We start from the raw sequence: 22,302 nt of genomic DNA, 5'->3' as shown, positions 1-22,302 counted from the left end.
CGAAATTGCAGCGTGGAGCCGGATGCTGGGCGGGCGCAATCCGATGCGGCATGCGCGCCGGCCAGGGACCGCGTTTTGCGCTTTAACCGGCGAGCGCCTGCGCGTAGCGTCCCGGCGAGATGCCGTAGGCCCGGGAGAACAGCCGGGTCATGTGGCTCTGGTCGGCAAAACCCGCGGCGGCGGCCGCGTCGGCCAGCGCCGTGCCCTGGCGCAGCAGGCCGCGTGCCAGCAGCAGGCGGCGCTGCAACTGGTAGGCGTGCGGCGTCATGCCGGTGGCGCGGCTGAAGGCGCGCAGCACCTGGAACCGGCTCAGGCCGCAGGCGCGGGCCAGGTCGGCCAGCGACAGGGGCGCGGCGGGGGCGTCGTCAATCAGCTCGACCGCCGAGCGGATGGCGGCTGGCGCGCCGGCCTCGGGTGCAAGGGCGGCGGCCACGCCGGCGCGCGCCAGGATGCCCAGCAGCAGGGCGTCGCACGCCAGCGGCGCGGCCTGCGAGGTGGCCAGCGCATAAAGCGCCAGCACGTCCGCGGCCAGCGCCGGCGCATCCATCACAGGATGTTCGAATTCAAACCCGCCGTGCAGCGGCAGGCTGTCCGCTGCGTCCGCCACCACCGCGGGGTCCAGGTACAGCATCTGCCAGGCGCGTTCGCCGCCTATCGGGGCGCCGTCGTGGATTTCGCCGGGATTGACGGTGATGATCTGGCCGGGGCCCGCCTGCACCTGGCCGCGGCCGCTGTGCGAGACCTGCGCGCCCTGGCGCATGACACCGATGCCGAACTGGTCATGCGTGTGCCGCGCGAAGGCGCGGCCGCTGCGCGCGGCCACGGCGTGTACGCCGGCCAGGGCGCTGCGGGGCATGACGAATTGGGCAAGGGCCATGAGATATCCGCAAGGCAAAACAGGCAGTATCGCCGCGGCAGGCAGCGCGAATCAAGCGGGTCAGGCAAGGCGGGGCGGCGAAGGGGGCCGCGGCCGTGGACAAGATCCCGTCCGGCTTCGCTGCGCCTATTGCAATCCGTTCCAGCGCGTCACTGCCGGCTCGGCCGCCGCCCATTTCCATTGCCCGTCTTGCTGCAGGCAGATCTGGCTGATGTAGGCCTCGGTGGGCGCCTTGTCGACGGTCACGGTGAACAGTACTTCGCGGCAGCGCGCCAACGGCGTGTCAATTTCGCGCACGACCTGGATGCTGCCTTGTTCATTGCCGACCGGTAGCCAACGGCGGATCTGCCATTGGCGCACCTGGCCTGGCGTCAACTGTCCGGCCGCATTGGCCATGACGTTTTGCTGGTCATTCTTCCATTCGCGCAGCACGTATTTGACGGTGGCGTCCACCGCCGCCTGCACGCTGATGCCGATGGCATAGCCTGCCACGGGATTGGCGGTGGCCGCTCCGCTGGCCGTGCCGACGATGGCGCCGGTGGCGCTGCCGATGGATGAACTCTGGCAGCCCGCCAAGCCCAGCGCGGCGCCCAGCGCCAGTAACCCGATTGCGGCGGACCTCACTGCAACGATCCCCAGCGGGCCGTGGCCGGTTCGGCGTTGGCCCAACGCCATTGTTCGCCGTCTTGGCAGACGGTGGTGATGTAGAACTCGCGTTGCGGCGTGTCGGCGGGCCTGTCGATTGAAAACACGACCTCTTTGCAGCGCAGGTCCTGGTCGCCGATCAAACGGCTGATCGTGACCTGGCCTTGGGCGTCGCCTTCGATCGGCAATTGGTGTTTGACCCGCCAATCCGCTACCTCGCCGACCGCCAGCGGCGCCGCCGCCCGCGCGATGGCGTCTTGCTCTTCGCCGCGGGTCTTGCGCTGGGCATAGGCCAGGGCGGCCTTCGCGCCTGCCTGTACGCCCAAGCCGATACCGGTGGCGACGGTGGCGTTGTCGGTGAGCTTGTTGGCGATGGCGGCGCCCGCGATGCCCGCTCCCGCGCTGGTGCCTTCGGAGAGGAGCGAGTTGCAGCCTGATAGCGCGCTGGCGCACACGACGGATAGCGCCACGCGCTGCACGATCAAACGTTGACGGGTAAACGACACTGCATGACTCCTGGAACGCTATGCGCGGGCAGTATAGGAGTGCGGCAGCGGGGTGTTGGCAGGTCTTTACAGTTCTTGATGAATGGCTGGCAACGGATACCAAATAGGTTGCGACGCGTGTTTGGATGTTTCTATTGGCGTCCGCCGCGGCTGAAGACCTCGCGCAGCGCGGCGGCGAACAACGCATCCACGTTGCGGCGCAGCCCGTCGGCGCGGGTGAACAGGGAAATTGGCGGCAAGGTCCAGTCGAAAGAATACGGCACGATGGCCGCGCCGGCGATACGCACCAGCTCGTCGGCGATGTCGGCCGGCAGGATGGACACGGCCCGGTCGCTGGCCACGATCATTTCGCCGATCAGCTTGGACGAATCGCTTTGCACCGACGGGGTCGGGGGCGTCAGCCCGGCGCGCAGGAAAATATCGGCGACCTGTTCGCGGATCGGGCTGTCGGGTGTGCCCAGGATCCAGTCCAGGTCGGCCAGCATGTTCCATTCCAGCCGGGTGCGGCCCAGCCGGGCGGCCAGGCGGCGGCTGGCGATCAGGCGCGGCGGCTGGTGGTACAGCACCTCGAAATCGATCTGGCCCAGGTCCACCGACGGCGTGGCCCAGCCCACCACCACGTCCAGCGTGTGGTCGCGCAACTGGCGCAGCAGCGCCGGGCCCTGGCCTTCGTGGATGGTCGCGGTGATGCCGCGCCCCTGCGGCACGGTGCGGGCGATGGCGGCCGACAGCATCTGCCCCGACACGAACGGAATCACGCCGATGTGCAGGTGGGCCGCGTGGCCGGCAGCCACGGCTTCCATTTCCTGCACCAGGTGGCCCAGGTCGTGGACCAGGGCGCGGGCCCGGGCCAGCACCACCGCGCCCAGCGGCGTGGGCGTCATGCCGCGCACCGAGCGCTCGAACAGCGGCACGTCGAACATGCTTTCCAGTTCGGCCAGCGCATTGGTCACGGCGGGCTGGCTGGTCGCCATGTGTTCGGCCACCCGGGTCAGGGACCCATGCTGCTCGATCTGCAGCAGCAGCATCAGGTGGCGCATCTTCAGCCGCGAGGTCAATTTCCGGATAACCTCGTCCGGGGAAAACGGCGTCATAGACAAGCCATAATTAAAAGGTGATGTGACAATATTAAATCTGAATGATCACCTTATGCCTTCGGCCCTAGAATTTTCCCTATTCAAGACTAGGAGGCGCCGCCCCATGAATTCGCAATCCGACCGCCAGGCCGCTCTGGACTATCACGAGTTTCCCACCCCGGGGAAAATCTCTGTCGTGGCGTCCAAGCCGCTGACCAACCAGCGTGACCTGGCCCTGGCGTACTCGCCCGGGGTGGCGGCGGCCTGCGAGGAAATCGTGGCGGATCCGGCCAATGTGTTCCGCTACACCGGCCGTGGCAATCTGGTGGGCGTGATCACCAACGGCACCGCGGTGCTGGGCCTGGGCAATATCGGCGCGCTGGCCTCCAAGCCGGTGATGGAAGGCAAGGCCGTCCTGTTCAAAAAATTCGCCGGCCTGGACGTGTTCGACATCGAGATCAACGAAACCGACCCGGACAAGCTGGTCGAGATCATCGCCGGCCTGGAAGCCACCTTCGGCGGCATCAACCTCGAAGACATCAAGGCGCCGGAATGCTTCACGGTCGAGCGCAAGCTGCGCGAACGCATGAAGATTCCCGTCTTCCATGACGATCAGCACGGCACCGCCATTACCGTGTCGGCCGCGTTCATCAACGGCCTGAAGGTCGTGGGCAAGCAGATCGACAAGGTCAAGGTCGTGACCTCTGGCGCCGGTGCGGCGGCCCTGGCCTGCCTGGACCTGATGGTGGACCTGGGCTTGCCGCTGGAAAACATCTGGGTGACCGACATCGAGGGCGTGGTCTTTGAGGGCCGCACCACGTTGATGGACCCGGACAAGGCGCGCTTCGCGCAAAAGACCGATGCCCGCAAGCTGGCCGAAGTGATCGAGGGCGCCGACGTGTTCCTGGGCCTGTCGGCCGGCGGCGTGCTCAAGCCGGAAATGGTCGCCACCATGGGCCCGCGTCCGCTGATCCTGGCGCTGGCCAACCCCACCCCGGAAATCCTGCCGGAAGTGGCGCACGGCGTGCGCGACGACGTGGTGATGGCCACCGGCCGTTCGGACTATCCGAACCAGGTCAACAACGTCCTGTGCTTCCCGTACATCTTCCGCGGCGCGCTGGATGTGGGCGCCACCACCATCACGCGCGAAATGGAAATGGCCGCCGTTCACGCCATTGCCCAACTCGCCGAAGAAGAGCAGAACGAAGTCGTGGCGGCCGCCTATGGCACCTATGACATCTCGTTCGGCCCTGAATACCTGATTCCCAAGCCGTTCGATCCGCGCCTGATCGTGCGCATCGCGCCGGCGGTGGCCAAGGCCGCCATGGACGGCGGCGTGGCCACGCGTCCGCTGGCCGACCTGGAAGCCTACGAAGAACAGCTGCAGCAGTTCGTGTACCACTCGGGCGCCTTCATGAAGCCGCTGTTCTCGGCGGCCAAGCGCATCGTGCGCGGCGGCGGCAAGTCGCGCATCGTCTTTACCGAAGGCGAAGACGAGCGCGTGCTGCGCGCCGTGCAGGTGATCGTCGACGAAGGCCTGGCCCGTCCGATCCTGGTCGGCCGCCCCGCCGTATTGCTCTCGCGCATCGAGAAGTTCGGCCTGCGCCTGCGCCTGGGCGAAGACGTCGAAGTCACCAACCCCGAATACGACGAACGCTTCCACCAGTACTGGACGACCTACTGGGAACTGATGTGCCGCCGCGGCATCACCAAGGAAATGGCGCGCGTGGAAATGCGCCGCCGCCTGACGCTGATCGGCGCGATGATGGTGCACCTGGGCGACGCCGACGGCATGGTCTGCGGCACGGTCGGCGCGTACCACGACCACCTGCGTTTCGTGGACGAAGTGATCGGCCGCCGGCCCGGCGCCAACGTCTACGCCGCCATGAACATCCTGCTGCTCAACGAGCGCACGGTGGTGCTGGTGGACACGCATGTGAATGATGAACCGACGGCCGAGCAGATCGCCGAGTTCACGATTGCCGCGGCCCGCGAAATGAGCCGCATGTTCCTGGCCCCCAAGGTGGCGCTGCTGTCGCGGTCGAACTTCGGTTCGGGCAGCTCGGCGTCGGGTGCCAAGATGCGCCGCGCGCTGGAGCTGGTGCGCGAAGCCGCGCCGGAACTGGAAATCGACGGCGAAATGCACGGCGACTGCGCGCTGGACGAGGCGCTGCGCCTGCGCATCCTGCCCTCGTCCACGCTCAAGGGCGAAGCCAATCTGCTGGTGTGCCCGAACGTGGACGCCGGCAACATCGCCTACAACCTGCTCAAGACGGCCGCCGGCGGCAATGTCGCGGTGGGTCCGATCCTGCTGGGCGCCAACGCGCCGGTGCACATTTTGACCTCCAGCTCGACCGTGCGCCGCATCATCAACATGACGGCCATGACGGTGCTGGACGCCAACCGCGTCGAAGGCTGATTCAGTGTGCGCCTTGTCCCTTGGGGCAGGGCGCTGGCAGCAAAGGACGCAAGTCCGCCCGCTTGAATGCAAACGCCCGCTACATCCTGGGATGAAGCGGGCGTTTTCTTTGCGCGGCCGCTCGGGCCGCCGGGCATCAGTTGGAGCTGGCCTTCCAGGTGCCGTCGGGCTGCTTGCAGAACCAGAACTTCCAGGTCTCGGTGGTCTTGGCACGCGCGAAATCGCCTTCCAGCAGGCGGCAGGTGCGGTCGCCGGACAGCGTGCTGGTCTGCAGCGGCGTGATCTTGGCGGTGATGGGGGCCTGCTTGCCTTTGGGCGTGCTGGACCATTGGGTGGTCTGGCCGTCGGGCGCGTTGTTCAGCGTGTCGGCCACGGCCTTGTGGAACACGGGTTGGTCGGCCTTGGGGATTTCGGTGATCAGGGCATGGTTCAACATGACGGCGGGGGCTGCCAGGGCAGCGCCGGAGGCGCCGCAGGCAAGCAGGCCGATAGCGATCAGGCGGGTGGTTTTCAAAGCGGACTCCCTCGTTGTTATTGATAGGTAGGCTGCGCGGGCAGCCGATCAGCTCCGATGGTACGCGAAGCCGCGGGCTCTTGTCTTGATCCATGCCAGCCGGACACAAGGCACGCCGGGCCAAAAAAAGCCGCCTGGAGAGGCGGCCAAGGTACAACAAGGGGAGGGGTAAATCGATACGCGGGCGGTCAAGCCCGGCGAGGCAACGGCGGCCGCCTCCGGGCAGCCGCGACGTGGACGCCGCTTAGTTGCTGCGGTGGTACGCGCCCGAGAACGGCAGGTCGTTGGGCTCTACGTTCGACACTTGGCCTGCCGCGCGGGCGGCGGCCAGTTCGGCTTGTACTTGCTCGCGGGTCACGCCAGACTGAGGGGCGCCATACACGCCTTGGAACGGCATGTCGTTGGGTTCGACGTTCGAGACCTGGCCGGCGGCCTTGGCGGCAGCCAGTTCGGCTTGCACCTGGGCGCGGGTCGGCCCTTCGTACGGGGTGCCGTAAACGCCTTGGAACGGCACGTTGTTCGGTTCGATGTTCTGCGAGGCGTAGGCGCCGGCGCTCAGGGCGGCCAAGGACATCAATAGGGCGGTAGCAAAGGTCTTTTTCATGGTGAATCTCCGATTTCTAGAGCCGGGGAGCGAATCAGGCGGCCTATCCGTCGTGCTTCGTTGTTGTTTCCCGATGACTGTATGGTGCGCCGAATCAATCTAAGGATAAACCCTTATATTGGTAAATGATTTTTCCATAAATGGGAAAATTATGGTCATTTACGAATTTTGTATCCATTAAAGTTGGCAATAGCCCCCCGGGATGGCCTGCGGCGAGCGCAAAAAAAGCCGCCTGATCAGGCGGCCAACGTCTTTCAAGGGTAGGGGCGGGGGCCCTTGTGCGCGGGCGCTTTGCTAGCGTTTGGCGGCTCCCTTGAAGGGCGTGTCGTCCGGTTCGGCCTCGGAAACTTTGCCCGCGGCTTTGGCGGCCGCCAGGTCCTTTTCGACTTGTGCGCGGGTCGGTTCGGCCTTTGTGGAACCGCCCGATGCCTGGAACGGGGTATCGTCGGGCTCGACATTGGATACCTGGCCGGCGGCCTTGGCGGCGGCCAGCTCGGCCTCCACTTGGGCGCGGGTCGGGCCGTTATCCGGGGTGCCCGCCACGCCCTGGAACGGAACATCGTCAGGTTCGACGTTCTGCGCCGCATAAGCGCTGGCGCTCAGGGCAGCCAAGGCCAGTATCAATGTGGTGGCAAAAGTTTTGTTCATGGTGTCTCTCCGGTTCAAATTCCAGGGAGCGAATCCGGTGGCCTATCCGCCGATTGCCTAATGCCGCTTCCCGAGGGATGGATACTGCGCCAGATCGAGATGGGGATAAACCCTTGTTTCTATAAAGATTTTCCCACCGGCAAGGGTAATAAATCAGATAGTTCCAATTGCCATCCGCCATTATTCGAAATTCTCCTATTCTCATCGGGAGCCGTATGGAAAAGCTGGACCTCACCGGGGCGAAGGCGACGCTGCTGATTACCCTGTACGCCAAAGCCCAGGAAAGCCGCCTGCCTGATTCCCTGTTGCGCGACCGTTACGCTGCCGACGCGGTATCGCGCATCGATCACGACTTTGCCGCCTTGGGCCTGCGGCACGACGAAATGATCGGCCTGGCCATGCGGGCCCATGCGCTGGACGCCTGGACCCGGGAATTCCTCGACGCGCATCGTGTGGCCACGGTGCTGCACCTGGGATGCGGGCTGGATACGCGCGTGTTCCGGGTGGACCCGCCGCCGGAGGTGGCCTGGTTCGAGGTGGACTATCCCGAGGTGATTGCCCTGCGCCGCAAGCTGTACCCGGAGCGGCCGGGTTGCCACTTGATCGGGACGTCCGTGACCGAGCTGGGCTGGCTCGCGCAGGTGCCCGCCGGGCGGCCGACGCTGGTCGTGGCCGAAGGCCTGTTCCTGTATCTGCCCGAGGCCGCGCTATTGCCCTTGCTGCGCACCGTGACGACGCAGTTTCCGGCGGGCGAGGTGATTTTCGATGCCTATAGCCGCCTGGGCCTGGCGCTGGTGGCGCGCAACCGCATGATCCGGGCGACTGGCGCGGTCACGCAATGGAGCCTGAACAATCCGCAGGATCTGGAGGCGCTGGTGCCCGGACTGAGGCTGCGCAGCGAGCAGATGGTGCAAGACGGCCGCAGTCCGGCGCAGTTGGCGCGGTACACGCTCGCCTCGCGGGTGATGATGGGGGTGATGCGCCGGGTTGCGCCATTGCGCCGCGCGGGGCGGCTGCTGCGTTACCGGTATTAGGCGCGCGCCGCCTGTTGCGGGCGGCGTGTGTCATCTGCGCCGCTTTGAGGCAGCGCCGCCATCAGTAATGCGGCGGCAGCTCGTCGCGCAGGCTGCGCAACGGCGCCGCGCCTTCGGGCGCCTGCTGGCGCAGGTCGGCCACCTCGCGCTGCAGCCGGTCGATCTGCTGCTGTTGGCGCACGATGATCTGGTTCAACTGTTCGAGCAGGTCGTCGGCGAAGCTGGCCTTGACCTCCAGGTCCAGCAGCCGGCGTTCGATGTCTTGCGAATTTTCCATGCGAGTATTAGAACCCATTCTCCGCGTCCGCCCCAGAAGGAGCCTTGAGTGACCGCTTACCCCCGCCGCCCCGGCCCCATGGCCCGTCCGATTCTGCATGGCCTGCTGGGCATGGCGCCGGCGATGGCGGCCATGGCGCAGTCGCCGGTGCCCGAGACGGCCCCGGTGGTGGTGACCGGCACGCGGCTGGGGGTGTCCGTGCTGGACACGCCGGGGTCGGTGGACGTGGCCGACGGCGGCGCGATGCGCCGCGGCCAGGCCGGCATCAACCTGTCCGAAGGCCTGGCCGGGGTGCCAGGGCTGCAGATCCAGAACCGCCAGAACTATGCGCAGGACCTGCAGATTTCCAGCCGCGGCTTCGGCGCGCGTTCCTCCTTCGGGGTGCGCGGCGTGCGCCTGTATGTGGACGGCATTCCGGCCACGATGCCCGACGGGCAGGGCCAGACCTCGAACATCGACATCGGCTCGCTGGACCGGGTAGAAGTGCTGCGCGGGCCGTTTTCGGCGCTGTACGGCAATTCGTCGGGCGGCGTGATCCTGGCCTATACCGAGGACGGCGCCGCGCCGCCATCGGTGTCGGCATCGGCCTGGGGCGGCAGCTTCGGCACCTGGCGCTACGGCGCCAAGGCGTCGGGCGCCGACGGGGCGGTGGACTACGTGCTGGACCTGTCGCGCATGACCACCGACGGCTATCGCGACCGCAGCGCGGCGCGCAAGAACCTGGGCAACGCCAAGCTCGGCATGCAGCTCGACAACGCCAGCCGCCTGACGATCGTGGCCAATAGCGTGGACCTGACGGCGCAAGATCCGTTGGGGCTGACTTACGCGCAGTTCCAGGACGCTCCGCGCAGCGCCGATCTGGCGTCGCAGTACGACACCCGCAAGACGGTGCGGCAGAGCCAGGGCGGGCTGGTCTACGAGCGCCACGTCGACGGCGCCCATACGCTGCGCGTGATGCTGTATTACGGCCAGCGCGACACCACCCAGTTCCAGGCGATTCCGCCGGCGGCGCAGACCGCGCCGACGCAGGCGGGCGGGGTCATCGACCTGACGCGCCGCTACGGCGGGGCGGATGTGCGCTGGACCGCCGAGCTGGCCATGGCCGGACGGCCGCTGACGCTGGTGGGCGGCTTCGCCTACGACACGATGCGCGAGACCCGCCGCGGCTACCAGAACTTCACCGGTACGGGCGCCAGCCAGCAACTGGGCGTGCAGGGCGCGCTGCGGCGCGACGAGACCAATACCGTCTACAACGCCGATCCCTACGTGCAGGCCTCATGGCGCGTGGCGCCGCGGTGGACGCTGGACGCGGGCCTGCGCTACAGCACGGTGGATTTCGATTCGCGCGATCACTACATCGTGCCCGGCAACGGCGACGACAGCGGCAGCGCGCGTTACCGCCGCGCCCTGCCGGTGGCGGCCATCGGCTACGAACCCGCCGCCGACACGCGCGTGTATGCGTCGTATGGACGCGGCTTCGAGACGCCCACGCTCAATGAAATTTCATACCGCCCCGGCGGCTTGCCGGGGCTGAACTTCGGGCTGGCGCCGGCGCTCAGCACGAATCTCGAAGCCGGTCTGAAGACGCGGCTGGGCGGCGGCCTGCTGACGGCCGCGGTGTTCCACGTGTCGACCGACGATGAGATCGTCTCGGCCGGCAGCAGCGGCGGGCGCGCCACCTTTCGCAACGCGGGCCGCACCCGCCGCGATGGCGTGGAACTGGGCTGGAATACGCGCTTTGCCGGGCAATGGCGTGCGCAGTTCGCCTACACCTGGCTGGATGCGCGCTATCGCGACGATGCCGGCGGCGCCATCCTTGCGGGCAACCGCATTCCGGGCATCGCGCGCCATTCGGCGTTCGCCTCGCTGGGCTGGGCGCCGCCGCAAGGCTGGCAGGCCGCCATCGAGGGCCGCTACCTCAGCCAGCTGTATGCGGACGACGCCAACGAGGCGGCGGCCCCCAGCTACGCGGTGGCCGCGATTTCCGCGGGCTACATCAAGCAGGTCGGCGCCTGGGAATTGAGCGCCTATGCGCGGGTCGACAACCTGTTCGACCGCCGCTACGCCGGCTCGGTCATCGTCAACGAGAGCAACGGCCGCTATTACGAACCGGCGCCGGGGCGCAGCGTGGGGATGGGGCTCGGCGCCACGTACCGGTATTGACGCGCCCGGCTCAATCCGCGCCGGCTTGGCCGTAGCAGAAATCGTGGTCTTCGCAGGCCGCGCAGCCAGGCGCGGCGGCGGCGGGCAGGCCGGCGTGTTCACAGGCGGCGTAGGCCAGGAATTGCTTCCAGCGCAGGTTGCGGGTGTTGCGCGCCACCAGCTCGGGGTAGTGGCGGGTCAACAGCGCGGTGACGTCTTCGCGGCCGCTCAGGCCCAGGTCGCGCCACAGATGGTCGGGCCGCAGGCAGGCGTGCGCCAGCACGCTGGTGACCAGCGGCATGCTGGCGCAGCCGGGCGCGCCGTAGGCATCGAGCAGTACGCGCAGCAGCAAGGTGAAACCCGGCTGCGGATCGTCCAGGCCTTGCGCGGCGTACGCGGCAAGCTGCGCCGGCAGCTTGGCCAGCGCCGGGTCGCGGCTGTCTTGCGCGCCGGGAAACAGCTGCGTCAACGCCTCGTCCAGTTCGCCGGGCGCCAGGCCGCAGCGGGCCAGGTCGCGCAGCGCCAGGCTCTTGCCGATGACCGTCGCGAAAAATACGGCGTCGGGCTGGCCGGGCGCGGCGTGGCGCAGCAGCGCACAGGCCATGGTGGCGGTGTCTTGGGGGGAATTGGCGACGACGGCGTTCATGGCTGCGATAAACCGTTAAGGCGTTAATGAATACGATATAAGCTGCAATATATAACGAATGGCCGGCGGCTTTGCCTTGCCGGTGGTCAAGCGGCATCGGGACTGACCCGGCGCTGCTTCGAAGGCGGCGGTATCATCGGCCCGACTTCCATTTCCAGGTCCACCCGGATGTTTCAACCTGCCCCCATGCTTTCCCGCCATCTTTCCCGCGCATTGCTGGCGCTGGCCATGGCGGCCGCGTTGCCGTTGATGGCGCCGCCGGCCGCGGCCTACGACATCGGCGCCGTGATCGACGCCGTGCGCCTGTCCCGCTACCCCCTGCGCGAACCGGAGCGCCGGGTGTGGGGCGCCGAGAACGCCAAGGACGCGCTGCTGGTCGGTCAGATGGACAACCGGCTGTATCTATACCGCTATCTGCGCCCGGCCCAGGCCGGCGGGCAGCCGGAACTGGCGTTCCGGTCGCGGCCGCTGGCGATCGACCCGGCGCAATGGAACGTGTCGCGGCAGGAAAACGTCAGCGCGTCGGCGCCGCGCGACGGGCAGGCGTTCTATTGGGTGGCCTACACGTACAGCGATGCCGACGATACCCAGGCCAACGGTTTCCTGGTGGATGCGTCCGGCGCCGTGGTGACGGTGCGCGCCGACGCCGCCCGCGTGGTGGCGACGGCGGACCGGCCCTGGGACGATGCCCGGCGCGAGCAGGCGCTGGCCACGCTCAAGCCGGCCTTGGTCACGTATCCCAGCCGCCTGAAGGCGCTTCCGGCCGATGTCCGCTTCGAATACCGCGCGCCGGTCGACGCCACCGCCACCTTCCGCGCGCTGCACCAGGCGGCGTTCGCCATTGCTCGCGGCAAACCCGAATTCAACCGGGCGGTCACGGCGTTGCGCCGCTTCGTGCTGGAACAGGACTATCGCGACATCGACCCGGACGGCAAGGACCCTGAGTTGGTGGCCGCGCTGAACGACTATGGTTTCTGGCTGGCCGAGGCAGGCAACCCGGCCGAGGCCGACGCGGTGCTGGGCGAAGTGCTGCGGCGCGACCCGGCGCGCACGCCTGCCTATTTGAACCGGGCCGATGCGCGCCTGAAGCTGCGCGACCAGCGGCGGGACCAACGCGCTTATTTCGACGTGCTGGCGCAGGAAGACTACCGGCAGTATTGCGCGCGCCGCCTGGCGGCGAACGAGCCGATACCGGCCAAGATCGCCGACCGCATCGGCGTGGCGCTGGGCAGCAAGACGCTGGATGCGGCCGCCTGCCGCCCGCGCCTGGCGATTTTCCAGGCGATCCGGGCGCGTGACCTGGACGCCGTGCGCGCGGAACTGGCGCGCGGGCAAGATCCCAACGGCGTCAACGAAAACGGCGTATCGGCGCTGAACGCGGCGGCGTCGGCCAAGCAGATCGAGATGGTGCGCGCGCTGCTGGCGGCGGGCGCCGACGTCAACGGACCGACCCGTGGCGCGCCGCTCCTGTCCAGCGCTTTGCCGGACGGGCGCGATACCCGTCCGCTGGCCGAGCGCTACGCCCTGGCCGACCTGCTGGTGGCGGCCGGCGTGTCGATCGAGGCGCCCGATTCCAGCGGCACGCCGTTGCTGCTGCGCCGCGTGTGGTATTCCGGCGAAGACAAGGACACGCTGGACTACCTGCTGGCCAAGGGCGCGAATCCGAATGGCCGCGACAAGAGCGGCCGCTCGGTGCTGCATGGGGCCATGAGCAGCCCGTCCAAATTCTGGTTCGCCGAGAAACTGCTGGCCAAGGGCGCGGACATCAACGCCGCCTATATCCGCATGTACTACGGCAACCAGGCGATGTGGGAGACTCCGCTGCTGGAGGCGCTGCGCGAAGCGCCGGTCGAAGACCTCAAGCCGCAGTCCGCCTATGCGCCGTCGGAACGGGTGGCGTTCGCGCTGGTGCATGGCGCGGATCCGGCGGCGGGCGGCTATGGGCCCAAGGACGGCCCGGTGCGCGCCGGCCTGGACGAGACGCTCAGCCTGGCGGCGCGGCAGTTGTCGCCCGAGCTGGTGGACCAGGTGGCACAGGCCGCCGCCGGCAAGCCCCACGCGCCCATGACGACGGCGCCGCTGACCAGCCTGCTGCGCCAGTGGAACGAGGTTGAACTGCGCGCCGACGCGAAGCAGAACAGCGCCGAATGGGACGGCCAGCGCGCCCGGCTGCGCGCCACCGCCGAGCGCCTGCTGGCGGCGGGTGTGCCCCTGGCCTATGCCGGTAACCCTGCGGGGACGGTCGGCAACCAGATCGCGCCGCTATCGCTGCCGTGGCTGCCCGATGACCTGTACCTGGCCTGGCTGAAGGCGGGCGCGGATCCGTCGGACCGCAGCGATGGCGGGATCCGCCTGCGCGGCGTAACGGACGCCGCGGCGCTACCTTTGGTGATCATGCTGCAGCAGGGCAACGACGCGAAGGCGCGCATGCTGCTCGAGCACGATGCGCCGCTGTACGCCACGCCGGCGCGCTGCGGCATGGCGGTGGCGGACATACTGGCCTGGCAGGCCAGCGACGGCGGCCCCTTGTCGCCGTCCGGCGCGCGGGCGGTCAAGCGCGTGCTGGACGGCGCCGCCAATGCGCCGGCCTGCGACCTGGAGCAAGGCGCGCGGGTGCAGCCGTACGTCGGCATGACCGCCCGGCAACTGGCGGACAGGCTGGGCATCACGCTGGCGGTGAAGACGCAGGGAGGTTGACGCCAAGCCGATGCGGGATGCGGGCGGTACTCCGGTTCCAGGATGACCCCGAGGCCGCAAAACCATCCGCCAGGAAAGCAGGCGCCCTACGCGGCGCCCCAAAAAAAACAGGCGCCGCAAGGCGCCTGTTTTGTCGTCAGCGAGTGACGGGTCTTACATGGCGTGGCCCATGTTGACGTTCATGTTGTACAGCACCCAGGCCGAACCGCCGACGATGATCGCGATGATCAGCACGGTGAAGACGAACGTGAGCAGGTTGTCGCGGGCCGATTTCGACGCGCCCATGTGCAGGAAGTACACCAGCTGCACCAGCAGCTGGAGCACGCACAGCGCCACCACGCCGATGATGGTGATGGTGTGGGACAGGGCGCCGCTCATCACCAGGCCAAACGAGCCGAAGGTGAGCAGGAGCGAAAGGATGAAACCGATGATGTAGGACTTCAGGCTGCCGTGGTCGGCGGCGTGATCGTCATGGCCGTGTGCGGCCGCAGCGGAGTGCGACATCAGAGGGCTCCCAGAAGATAGACGAAGGTGAAGACGCAGATCCAGACGATGTCCAGGAAGTGCCAGAACAGGCTCAGGCACGCCAGGCGACGCTTGTTGATCGAGTCCAGGCCATGACGGCGGATCATGTCGATCAGGACGACGATCCAGATCAGGCCGAACGTGACGTGCAGGCCGTGGGTGCCGATCAGCGTGAAGAACGCCGACAGGTAGGCGCTGCGGCCGGGGCCCGCGCCTTCGGTGATCAGGTGATGGAATTCATAGACTTCCATCGCGATGAAGCCCGCGCCGAACAGGAACGTGACCATCAACCAGCCGATTGCGCGGCGCTTGTTGTTGGCGTGCACGTTCAGGTTGGCCATGCCGAAGGTGAAGCTGGAAAAGAGCAGCAACAGGGTTTCGACCAGCACGAACTTCAGGTCGAACAGTTCCTTGCCCGTCGGGCCGCCCGCGGTGGCGTTGGACAACACCGCGAACGTGGCGAACAGCACCGAAAAGATCAGCAAGTCGCTCATGAGGTAGACCCAGAAACCGAAAACGGTCTTGGATCCATCGTCATGGTGCGCGTGATCGTCGTGACCCGCGTGGGGGTGAGTGGCTACGGCTTGAATCATGGCTCAGGCGGCCTTCTGCATTTTTTCAAAGTGGGCGTTCTCGATCCGCTCGACTTCAGCGGCCGGGACCCAGTAATCGACGTCGCGGTCGTAGGCGCGGACGATGAACGAACCGATCATGCCGACGAAACCAACGATGGCGAGCCACCAGATGTGCCAGATCAAGGCAAAGCACATCACCAGGCCGAACGCGCCGATGTAGACGCCGGCGCCCGTGTTCTTGGGCATGTGGATGTCTTCGTACTTGGCCGGGCGCTTGTAGGCCTTGCCGCTCTGCTTGTCTTCCCAGAACTGGTCCAGTTCATCGACATGAGGAACGTGGGCGAAGTTGTAGAAAGGAGCAGGCGAGGAAATCGACCATTCCAGGGTGCGGCCATCCCAGGGATCGCCGGTGGCGTCCTGGTTCTGCTTGCGCTGGCGAACCGAGACGAACACTTGCTGCAGCAGGAACCAGATGCCCAGCATGATCAGCGCGGCGCCAGCCAGCGCGACCAGCAGGTAGGGCTGCCATTCGGGGTTGTCGTAGTGGTTCAGGCGACGCGTCATGCCCTTGAAGCCCAGGATGTACAGGGGCATGAAGGCCATGAAGAAACCGACGAACCAGCAGTAGAACGAGTAGCGGCCCAGGCGTTCGTTCAGCGTGAAGCCGAACGCCTTGGGGAACCAGTAGGTCATGCCGGCGATGCAACCGAACACCACGCCACCGATGATGGTGTTGTGGAAGTGGGCGATCAGGAACAGGCTGTTGTGCAGCACGAACGACACGCCGGGGATGGCCAGCATCACGCCGGTCATGCCGCCGATGACGAACACGATCATGAAGCCCAGCGTCCACAGCACCGGGGTGGTGATGCGCAGACGGCCGCGGTAGATGGTGAACAGCCAGTTGAAGATCTTGGCCCCGGTCGGGATCGAGATGATCATTGTGGCGATGCCGAAGAACGCGTTGACGTTGGCCCCCGCGCCCATGGTGAAGAAGTGGTGCAGCCAGACCAGGAACGACAGCACGCCGATGGCGGCCGTGGCGTAGACCATGGACTTGTAGCCGAACAGGGTCTTGCGGGCGAACGTGGCAACCACTTCGGAATACACGCCGAAGGCAGGCAGCACCAGGATGTAGACCTCGGGGTGGCCCCAGATCCAGATCAGGTTCACGTACATCATGACGTTGCCGCCCATGTCGTTCGTGAAGAAGTGCGTACCCAGGTAGCGGTCGGCCGTCAGCAGCGCCAGGGTGGCGGCCAGCACGGGGAAGGCGGCCACGATCAGCACGTTGGTGACCAGCGAGGTCCAGGTGAAGATCGGCATCTTCATCAGGCTCATGCCCGGCGCGCGCATGCGCAGGATGGTCACGATGAAGTTGATGCCGCTAAGTGTTGTACCCAGCCCTGATATCTGCAGCGCCCAGATGTAGTAATCCACCCCGACGCTTGGGCTGTAGTCCAGTCCGGACAGCGGCGGATAGGCGAGCCAGCCGGTCGCGGCGAATTCGCCCACGAACAGCGAGATCATCATCAGCGCGACGCCGGCGCCGAACAGCCAGAAGCTCAGCGAGTTCAGGAACGGGTAGGCCACGTCGCGGGCGCCGATCTGCAGCGGCACCACAATGTTCATCAGCCCGGTGATGAAGGGCATCGCCATGAAGAAAATCATGATGACGCCGTGGGCGGTGAAGATCTGGTCGTAATGGTGCGGCGGCAGGAAACCGGCGGAGTCGACCGAGGCGACGGCCAACTGGGTACGCATCATGATGGCGTCGGCAAAGCCGCGCAGCAGCATGATCAGCGCGACGATGATGTACATCACGCCGATGCGCTTGTGGTCGACGGAGGTGAGCCATTCCGTCCAGAGGTACTTCCACTTGCCGAAGTAGGTGACGGCGCCGAAGACCGCTAGGCCTCCCAGGCACACGGCGGCCAGCGTAACCATGACGATAGGTTCATGGTACGGAATGGCCTCGAGGGTGAGTTTCCCGAGCATTGTTAGTTGATTCCTGCGATCAGATTATTCGACGTGGGGGTGCACGTGGCGGAGTCCACGCCGGCCATCTTGGACATGGTGCTGCCCAGGATGAAATCGAACATGGACGGCGGCACCGAGGCGTACTTGGCGACCGGGTTGCGCTCGCTGCGCTTGGTCAGCTCTTGGTAGACCTCGGGGGTCAGCGCCGTCGGCGAAGCCTTCGCTTCCTTGACCCAGTTGTCGAACCCTTCCTGCGTCGTGGCGATGGCCTTGAAGCGCATGCCGGAGAAACCGGCGCCGCTGTAGTTGGCCGAGATGCCCGCATAGGTGCCGGGTTCACGCGCGTTCAGGTGCAGCTTGGTTTCCATGCCCGCCATCGAATAGATCTGGCTGCCGAGCTGGGGAATGAAGAACGAGTTCATGACCGACGCCGAGGTGATCCGGAAATTGACCGGCACGTCCACGGGGAACGCGATCTCGTTGACGGTGGCGATGTCGTAGTCGGGGTAGATGAACAGCCACTTCCAATCCAGCGAAACCACCTCGATGGTCACCGGCTTGTGTTCGGACACGAGCGGCTTGTAGGGATCCAGCGCGTGCGTGGAGCGCCAGGTGATCACGGCAAGAATCGCCACGATGATACAAGGCACGGTCCAGACCACGACTTCGATCGCCGTGGAGTGAGCCCACTTGGGCTGGTAGTCAGCTTTGGTGTTGGAGGCGCGGTACTTCCAGGCGAAAGCCACGATCATGAAGAGGACCGGAATCACGACCAGGAGCATCAGCCCCGTGGCAGTGAACAGCAGGGTCCGTTCCTGCATGCCGATATCTCCCTTGGGGGAGAGGATTTCCATGTTGCAGCCGCCAAGCAGCATGACCGCGCCGACGCCGAAAATGCGCGTAAGGGTCGCAAGGAGGGGGTGTTTCACGTACAGCCTTGGATGGAGGGTGGGAAATGCTGCGAAGCAGCAGACTGGAATGCTGCTAGGCAGCAACGTCCATCCTATCGGCTTGATCTGGGTCAAGGCTGCGACGAATGGTCGCATTGCCTGGCCAGCTTTTGCCCTCAATACCCTGGGTTAGGGGTTTTCCCTGGCGGGAGAAGGGCTTGCGGGGCGGGTGGGGGTGCGACGATATGTCGCACCTGCACATTGAGAGATTGTTGCGATGTGTCGTATCCGCGCCAATCAGTCCACCAGGACCTCGCGTTCCGGCCCTGGTTTTTTGGCCAGCTTGCGCTGCAGGGACCGCCGATGCATGCCCAACAGGCGGGCCGCGGCCGACACGTTGCCGCCGGTTTCGTGCAGCGCCTGGTGGATGTGCTCCCATTCTAGGCGGTGCAATGGCGTCATGGTGCTTTCGATCGTAACCGTATCTGCCTTCACCAGACCCAGGGTGCGCAGAATCATCGGCGCCGTGGCGGGCTTGGGCAGGTAGTCGTCCGCGCCGCGCTTGATGGCCTCGACCGCGGTGGCCACGCTGGCGTAGCCGGTGACCAGCAGGATGCGCATGTCGGCGCGCAGAGCCCGAAGGGGACGGATCAGGGTCAGGCCCGAATCCTCGCCCAGGCGCAGGTCCACCAGCGCGAAGGCGGGGCGGATCTCTTCGGCCACGCGCAGCGCTTCGGCGATGCCGGTGGCGGTTCGGGTTTCCAGGCCGCGGCGCGACAGGCTGCGCTGCAGGGTGCGCACGTACAGCTCGTCGTCGTCGATCAAGAGGCCAAGATCGGTCGGATTCAACATTTCAGGTCCCGGGGTTGCCGAGCGGTAAATAAAAGCGGATGCGGGTGCCGCCGCCATCGGCGGCCGTCATGGTCATTTCGCCGCCTAGCTGCTCGACGGTGGCGTGCGACAGGGCCAGGCCCACGCCCAGCCCTCCCGGCTTGCCGCTGTTGAACAGGCTGGTGGCCGGCAGCAGCGTCTGGTCGGGATCGAAGCCGCGACCGTAGTCGCGCACTTCGCCGCGCAGGGCGCCGTAGCCGTATTCCAGATGCAGGTCCACACGCGGTTCGTCGGCGGCTTCGCCGGCGTCGGCCGCGTTGTTCAGCAAGGCCTGCAACAGGTGGGCGATGGCCGGATCCACCCGCAGGCTGGCCGGCAGCACGCCCGAGCGCTGCAGGTTGATGGTCGGCCGGATCAGGCGCCACTGCCCCACCACGCGCACCAGGTCCACCGCGGTTGGGACCGCCAGATTGCGGATGCGTTCCCGGCACAGGGCCAATAGCTGGCCCAGGGTGGCGACGTCTTCCTTCAGGTCGGGGTCCTTGACCTCGGCGGAGATCTCGTCGGCCAGCAGGGTCATGGTCGCCAGCGGGGTGTTCAGTTCGTGCGCCATCGCCGCGGCGTGGGTGGCCAGCGCCACGATGCCTTCGTTGCGGGTGAAGCGCTCGCGCAGGCGTGCCAGTTCGCGTTCGCGGGCCCGCAGGTCGGCGGCCAGGCGGGTCGAGAACACCAGCACGACCACCACGGAAATCAGGAAGTTGGCCGACAGGCCCCACAGCAGCAGGGTGTGGGTATTGACGTCGCCGCGCAGCGGCTGGCCGAAGATGGCGGCGGCGGCATAGCCGGAAATGCCGGCCAGCGCGGCGGCCAGCGCCCAGTTGCGCGGCAGGGCCAGCGCCGCCAGGGCGGTCAGGATCAGGAACATCATGCCGAACGGATTGCTCAGGCCGCCGCTCCAGCCCACCATCCAGGCCAGCGCGGCCATGTCCACCAGCAGGTGGGCGAAGGCGGTGGCATGGGACAGGTCGCGGCTGTGCCGCAGGCGCAGGCTGGCGTAGACGTTGAAGCCGATCAGCACGCCCACGCCGATCCACAGCGGTTCCAGCGGCAGGGCCAGGCCCAGCACGCTGCTGGCGACCAGGATGGTGGCGGCTTGGCCCGCGATGGCGAGCCAGCGCAGGCTGCAGAGGGTACGCAGGAATGAAAAGGCGGAACTACCGGGCATATCCAGACACAGGGTTGCCGGCACAACCGCCGGCGGCACAGGCGCCCGGCGGCGCGGAACGCTGTCATCCAGCGCGCGGCGCAGGGGGCGCCGGCTGCCGTCAGGCCCCGCGAGGGCGCTGGCGGCGGATGTGCTGGCATTGTATGTGGAATCAGGGCGCACCGCAGGCGGCGGGTCTTGTAATGTGTCCCTGATATCAACCCCGCCAGCGGCTGGCAGGCGAGCCTTGAGGCTGCGCGCCGCTGTGCCGGGGTCTGGCGCCGGGGGGGCTACTGGAGGGCGGACGTGCCGCTATGCGCCATCGGGGTGGGCGGGTAGCTTTCCTGGTCGGAGGCCATCTGCCCCTGCATTTCGGCGGTCTGCAGTTCCTGTTCGACCTGGGCGCGGCTTTCTGTGGCGCCGTTGGTGGCGATAGCGGGCGGGTAGTCCTCTTCACCGAAGGTGTATTGGCCATTGGTCTTGGACTGGGCCAGTTCGCTGCTGACCTGGGCCGAGGTTTCGGCCTTGGGGGCCGGGTAGCTCACGCGCCAGTCGCCGTACAGATCGCGCTTGTAGGTCCCGGTGGGGGCGGTGGACTGGACTTGCTGGGCTTGCGCGGCGCCGAAGGCGGTCAGGCCGGCGCAAAGCAACAAAGTAGCTGTCAGGGTCTTCATGAAACGCTCCTAGCAATCAAAGCAAACGGCCTTGGAAGGGGCCGAGCCGTCGTCCCGGTGCGGTCTTGGGACGATTTCCTGTGATGCTGGCGATACCTGCCGGGAGGGGCGGGCGGCGCACCCCCGGGTTTTTAAATTCGACCGGAGGCGCGCCGTTACGTTGCAGAAAACGCGAGTTGTGGTGCAAACAACTATTTCAAGCTTGAAATACAGATGTCAATTCGCTTGCAGTGGCAAAGTCCCTGTTTTTCAGTGGCCGTGCCCGGCGGCGGCCGGCGCCGAGGCTGCCGACAGCGGGCGCGCCACGGCGGTCACCGGAATACGCCGTTCCTTGCCGCCGGCGTCCTGCACCACCAGCGTCAGCGCGACGGGATCGCCCGCCGAAATCTGCTTGGACAGGTCGATCAGCATGACGTGGTAGCCGCCCGGCTTCAGGTCCACCGGCTGGCCGGCGGGCAGGTCGATGGCGGGCACCTGGCGCATTTTCATGACGTCGTTCTGCATCGCCATTTCGTGCACCTCGGTGTGTTTGGCCGCGTCGGATTCCACCGCCACCAGGCGGGCGGGCGCGGCCGAGGTCAGCCGCATGAAGACGCCGGTGGCGTGCTGACTGGGCACCGTGGCGCGCACCCAGGCGTCTTCCACCTTGAGCGCGGCGTCCTGCGCCAGGGCGGGGGCAGCGGTCAGCGTCAGGGCGCCCAGGGCGAAGGCGGCGGCCAGGGACGGGAAAGTGATCTTTTTCATTGGAAATTCCTTGTTCGTGGCGAGGCGGGTCAGAGCACGGTGCGCAGGTCTTGCACGCACTGTTCGGCGGTTTGCTGGTGGCGCAGGGCCAATCGCAGCTTGCCCTGGGCGTCGATGATGTAGGTCAGCGCCGTGTGGTCCATGGTGTAGGAAGAGCCGGTGGGGACCTTCTGGTAGAACACCTTGAATGACTGGGCCGCGGCGCGGGTCTGTTCGGCGTCGCCGCGCAGGCCGACGAAGGCGGGGTCGAAGGCCTGGGTGTAGGCGCGCAGGATCTCCGGCGTGTCGCGTTCCGGGTCCACGGTGATGAACAGGATGCGCAGTTTGGCCGCAGCGTCGGCGCCCAGGAGACTTTTGATTTCCAACGCCCGGGTCAAGGCGGTCGGGCAGATGTCCGGGCATTGGGTGAAGCCGAAGAACAGCATCACGGTCTGGCCGCGGTAGTCGGCCAGCTGGCGTTGCCGGCCCTCGGTGTCCTGCAGCTGGAAGTCGCCCGTGGGCATGCTGGACAGGTCCATGCCGTTGAGCGGGGGCGTGTCGGGACCGCAGGCGGCCAGCGGCAGCAGGGCCAGGGTCGATAGCAGCAGGCGCCGGCGGCGGCCGGGCGCGGACAAAGCGCCCACGGGCGGGCGCGCAAGAGCGGAATGCATGAAAACCTCGTCGGTTGACGGTTCGCGAAAGGCGCGGCGAAGGCCGCGCGCAGGAGCGGACGCCGAAGGTGCCGCGTATTTCTGGTCGGGTCGTAAAGGATGAGGACATGGGCGTTCGGGCTGGCTGGGCGGGCCGCGCGGGGC

The 22,302-nt window shown here is 66.7% G+C and carries 22 protein-coding genes; 4 read left to right on the top strand and 18 right to left on the bottom strand.

Annotated features, from left to right (window positions below; all coding sequences use genetic code 11):
• Positions 1-82: 82 nt before the first annotated feature.
• The 4 genes from A9974_RS20755 to A9974_RS20740 all read right to left on the bottom strand — a co-directional run bounded on the left by A9974_RS20755 (position 83) and on the right by A9974_RS20740 (position 3,122).
• Complete coding sequence (locus A9974_RS20755) at positions 83-877, bottom strand: AraC family transcriptional regulator (protein ID WP_183006060.1); 795 nt, start codon at positions 875-877, stop codon at positions 83-85.
• 126 nt (positions 878-1,003) lie between these two features.
• A complete protein-coding gene (locus A9974_RS20750; RefSeq protein ID WP_183006059.1) occupies positions 1,004-1,501 on the bottom strand; it encodes a hypothetical protein in 498 nt (165 codons plus the stop codon).
• Positions 1,498-2,028 carry a hypothetical protein gene (locus A9974_RS20745; protein ID WP_370539665.1) on the bottom strand — a complete coding sequence of 177 codons (531 nt, stop codon included), beginning with the start codon at positions 2,026-2,028 and terminating at the stop codon, positions 1,498-1,500. The genes A9974_RS20750 and A9974_RS20745 overlap by 4 nt, the downstream gene beginning before the upstream one ends.
• A gap of 131 nt (positions 2,029-2,159) precedes the next feature.
• A complete protein-coding gene (locus tag A9974_RS20740) occupies positions 2,160-3,122 on the bottom strand; it encodes a LysR substrate-binding domain-containing protein (protein WP_183006058.1) in 963 nt (320 codons plus the stop codon).
• A 106-nt stretch (positions 3,123-3,228) separates the two neighbouring features.
• On the opposite strand from A9974_RS20740, the gene A9974_RS20735 reads away from it, so the two are divergent.
• Positions 3,229-5,523, top strand: coding sequence for an NADP-dependent malic enzyme (locus A9974_RS20735; protein ID WP_183006057.1), 2,295 nt, complete (start codon positions 3,229-3,231; stop codon positions 5,521-5,523).
• 136 nt (positions 5,524-5,659) lie between these two features.
• Here A9974_RS20735 and A9974_RS20730 read toward each other — a convergent pair whose 3' ends face one another.
• The 3 genes from A9974_RS20730 to A9974_RS20720 form a co-directional block, all read right to left on the bottom strand.
• On the bottom strand, positions 5,660-6,037 hold the full coding sequence (locus A9974_RS20730) for a hypothetical protein (protein ID WP_183006056.1): 378 nt from the start codon (positions 6,035-6,037) through the stop codon (positions 5,660-5,662).
• A 244-nt stretch (positions 6,038-6,281) separates the two neighbouring features.
• Complete coding sequence (locus A9974_RS20725; RefSeq protein ID WP_183006055.1) at positions 6,282-6,641, bottom strand: DUF4148 domain-containing protein; 360 nt, start codon at positions 6,639-6,641, stop codon at positions 6,282-6,284.
• A gap of 294 nt (positions 6,642-6,935) precedes the next feature.
• Positions 6,936-7,289, bottom strand: a complete 354-nt coding sequence (locus tag A9974_RS20720) for a DUF4148 domain-containing protein (protein ID WP_183006054.1) — start codon at positions 7,287-7,289, stop codon at positions 6,936-6,938.
• Between the two features lie 215 nt (positions 7,290-7,504).
• Here A9974_RS20720 and A9974_RS20715 point away from each other — a divergent pair, with 215 nt between their 5' ends.
• Positions 7,505-8,323, top strand: a complete 819-nt coding sequence (locus A9974_RS20715; RefSeq protein WP_183006053.1) for a class I SAM-dependent methyltransferase — start codon at positions 7,505-7,507, stop codon at positions 8,321-8,323.
• A gap of 61 nt (positions 8,324-8,384) precedes the next feature.
• On the opposite strand, the gene A9974_RS20710 is transcribed toward A9974_RS20715, so the two are convergent.
• Positions 8,385-8,600 (bottom strand): SlyX family protein, encoded by a 216-nt coding sequence (locus A9974_RS20710; RefSeq protein ID WP_183006052.1) that lies wholly within the window; start codon positions 8,598-8,600, stop codon positions 8,385-8,387.
• Positions 8,601-8,678: 78 nt separating this feature from the next.
• Between A9974_RS20710 and A9974_RS20705 the strand changes: the two genes are divergently transcribed.
• Positions 8,679-10,763 carry a TonB-dependent receptor gene (locus A9974_RS20705; protein WP_183006110.1) on the top strand — a complete coding sequence of 695 codons (2,085 nt, stop codon included), beginning with the start codon at positions 8,679-8,681 and terminating at the stop codon, positions 10,761-10,763.
• A gap of 10 nt (positions 10,764-10,773) precedes the next feature.
• Here A9974_RS20705 and A9974_RS20700 read toward each other — a convergent pair whose 3' ends face one another.
• Positions 10,774-11,388 carry a nitrogen fixation protein NifQ gene (locus tag A9974_RS20700; protein ID WP_183006051.1) on the bottom strand — a complete coding sequence of 205 codons (615 nt, stop codon included), beginning with the start codon at positions 11,386-11,388 and terminating at the stop codon, positions 10,774-10,776.
• Positions 11,389-11,574: 186 nt separating this feature from the next.
• On the opposite strand from A9974_RS20700, the gene A9974_RS20695 reads away from it, so the two are divergent.
• Entirely contained in the window at positions 11,575-14,085 is a 2,511-nt protein-coding gene (locus tag A9974_RS20695) for an ankyrin repeat domain-containing protein (protein WP_255468262.1), read from the top strand.
• Positions 14,086-14,238: 153 nt separating this feature from the next.
• Here the strand turns inward: A9974_RS20695 and cyoD are convergent, their stop codons facing one another.
• From cyoD to A9974_RS20650, 9 genes are all read right to left on the bottom strand, one after another.
• The gene (cyoD, locus tag A9974_RS20690) at positions 14,239-14,589 is read right to left on the bottom strand and encodes a cytochrome o ubiquinol oxidase subunit IV (RefSeq protein WP_183006050.1); all 351 of its coding nucleotides are present in this window, start codon (positions 14,587-14,589) and stop codon (positions 14,239-14,241) included.
• Positions 14,589-15,203, bottom strand: coding sequence for a cytochrome o ubiquinol oxidase subunit III (gene cyoC / locus A9974_RS20685; RefSeq protein ID WP_183006049.1), 615 nt, complete (start codon positions 15,201-15,203; stop codon positions 14,589-14,591). Before cyoC ends, cyoD begins: the two co-directional genes overlap by 1 nt.
• A 3-nt stretch (positions 15,204-15,206) precedes the next feature.
• Positions 15,207-17,183, bottom strand: coding sequence for a cytochrome o ubiquinol oxidase subunit I (cyoB, locus tag A9974_RS20680; RefSeq protein ID WP_183006048.1), 1,977 nt, complete (start codon positions 17,181-17,183; stop codon positions 15,207-15,209).
• Between the two features lie 2 nt (positions 17,184-17,185).
• Positions 17,186-18,094, bottom strand: coding sequence for a ubiquinol oxidase subunit II (gene cyoA, locus A9974_RS20675; RefSeq protein WP_183006047.1), 909 nt, complete (start codon positions 18,092-18,094; stop codon positions 17,186-17,188).
• A gap of 258 nt (positions 18,095-18,352) precedes the next feature.
• Complete coding sequence (locus tag A9974_RS20670) at positions 18,353-18,907, bottom strand: response regulator transcription factor (RefSeq protein ID WP_369797704.1); 555 nt, start codon at positions 18,905-18,907, stop codon at positions 18,353-18,355.
• 1 nt (position 18,908) lies between these two features.
• A complete protein-coding gene (locus tag A9974_RS20665) occupies positions 18,909-20,111 on the bottom strand; it encodes a HAMP domain-containing histidine kinase (protein WP_183006046.1) in 1,203 nt (400 codons plus the stop codon).
• A 269-nt stretch (positions 20,112-20,380) separates the two neighbouring features.
• Positions 20,381-20,764 (bottom strand): DUF4148 domain-containing protein, encoded by a 384-nt coding sequence (locus tag A9974_RS20660; protein ID WP_183006045.1) that lies wholly within the window; start codon positions 20,762-20,764, stop codon positions 20,381-20,383.
• Between the two features lie 249 nt (positions 20,765-21,013).
• Entirely contained in the window at positions 21,014-21,508 is a 495-nt protein-coding gene (locus A9974_RS20655; RefSeq protein WP_183006044.1) for a copper chaperone PCu(A)C, read from the bottom strand.
• A gap of 29 nt (positions 21,509-21,537) precedes the next feature.
• Positions 21,538-22,158 (bottom strand): SCO family protein, encoded by a 621-nt coding sequence (locus tag A9974_RS20650; RefSeq protein WP_183006043.1) that lies wholly within the window; start codon positions 22,156-22,158, stop codon positions 21,538-21,540.
• Positions 22,159-22,302: the final 144 nt, after the last annotated feature.

It is taken from the genome of Achromobacter sp. UMC71 (assembly GCF_014170305.1).
GTDB lineage: Bacteria > Pseudomonadota > Gammaproteobacteria > Burkholderiales > Burkholderiaceae_B > Achromobacter.
Note: the sequence above shows the minus strand (reverse complement) of the source record. Positions and strands in the feature narration are given on the sequence as shown.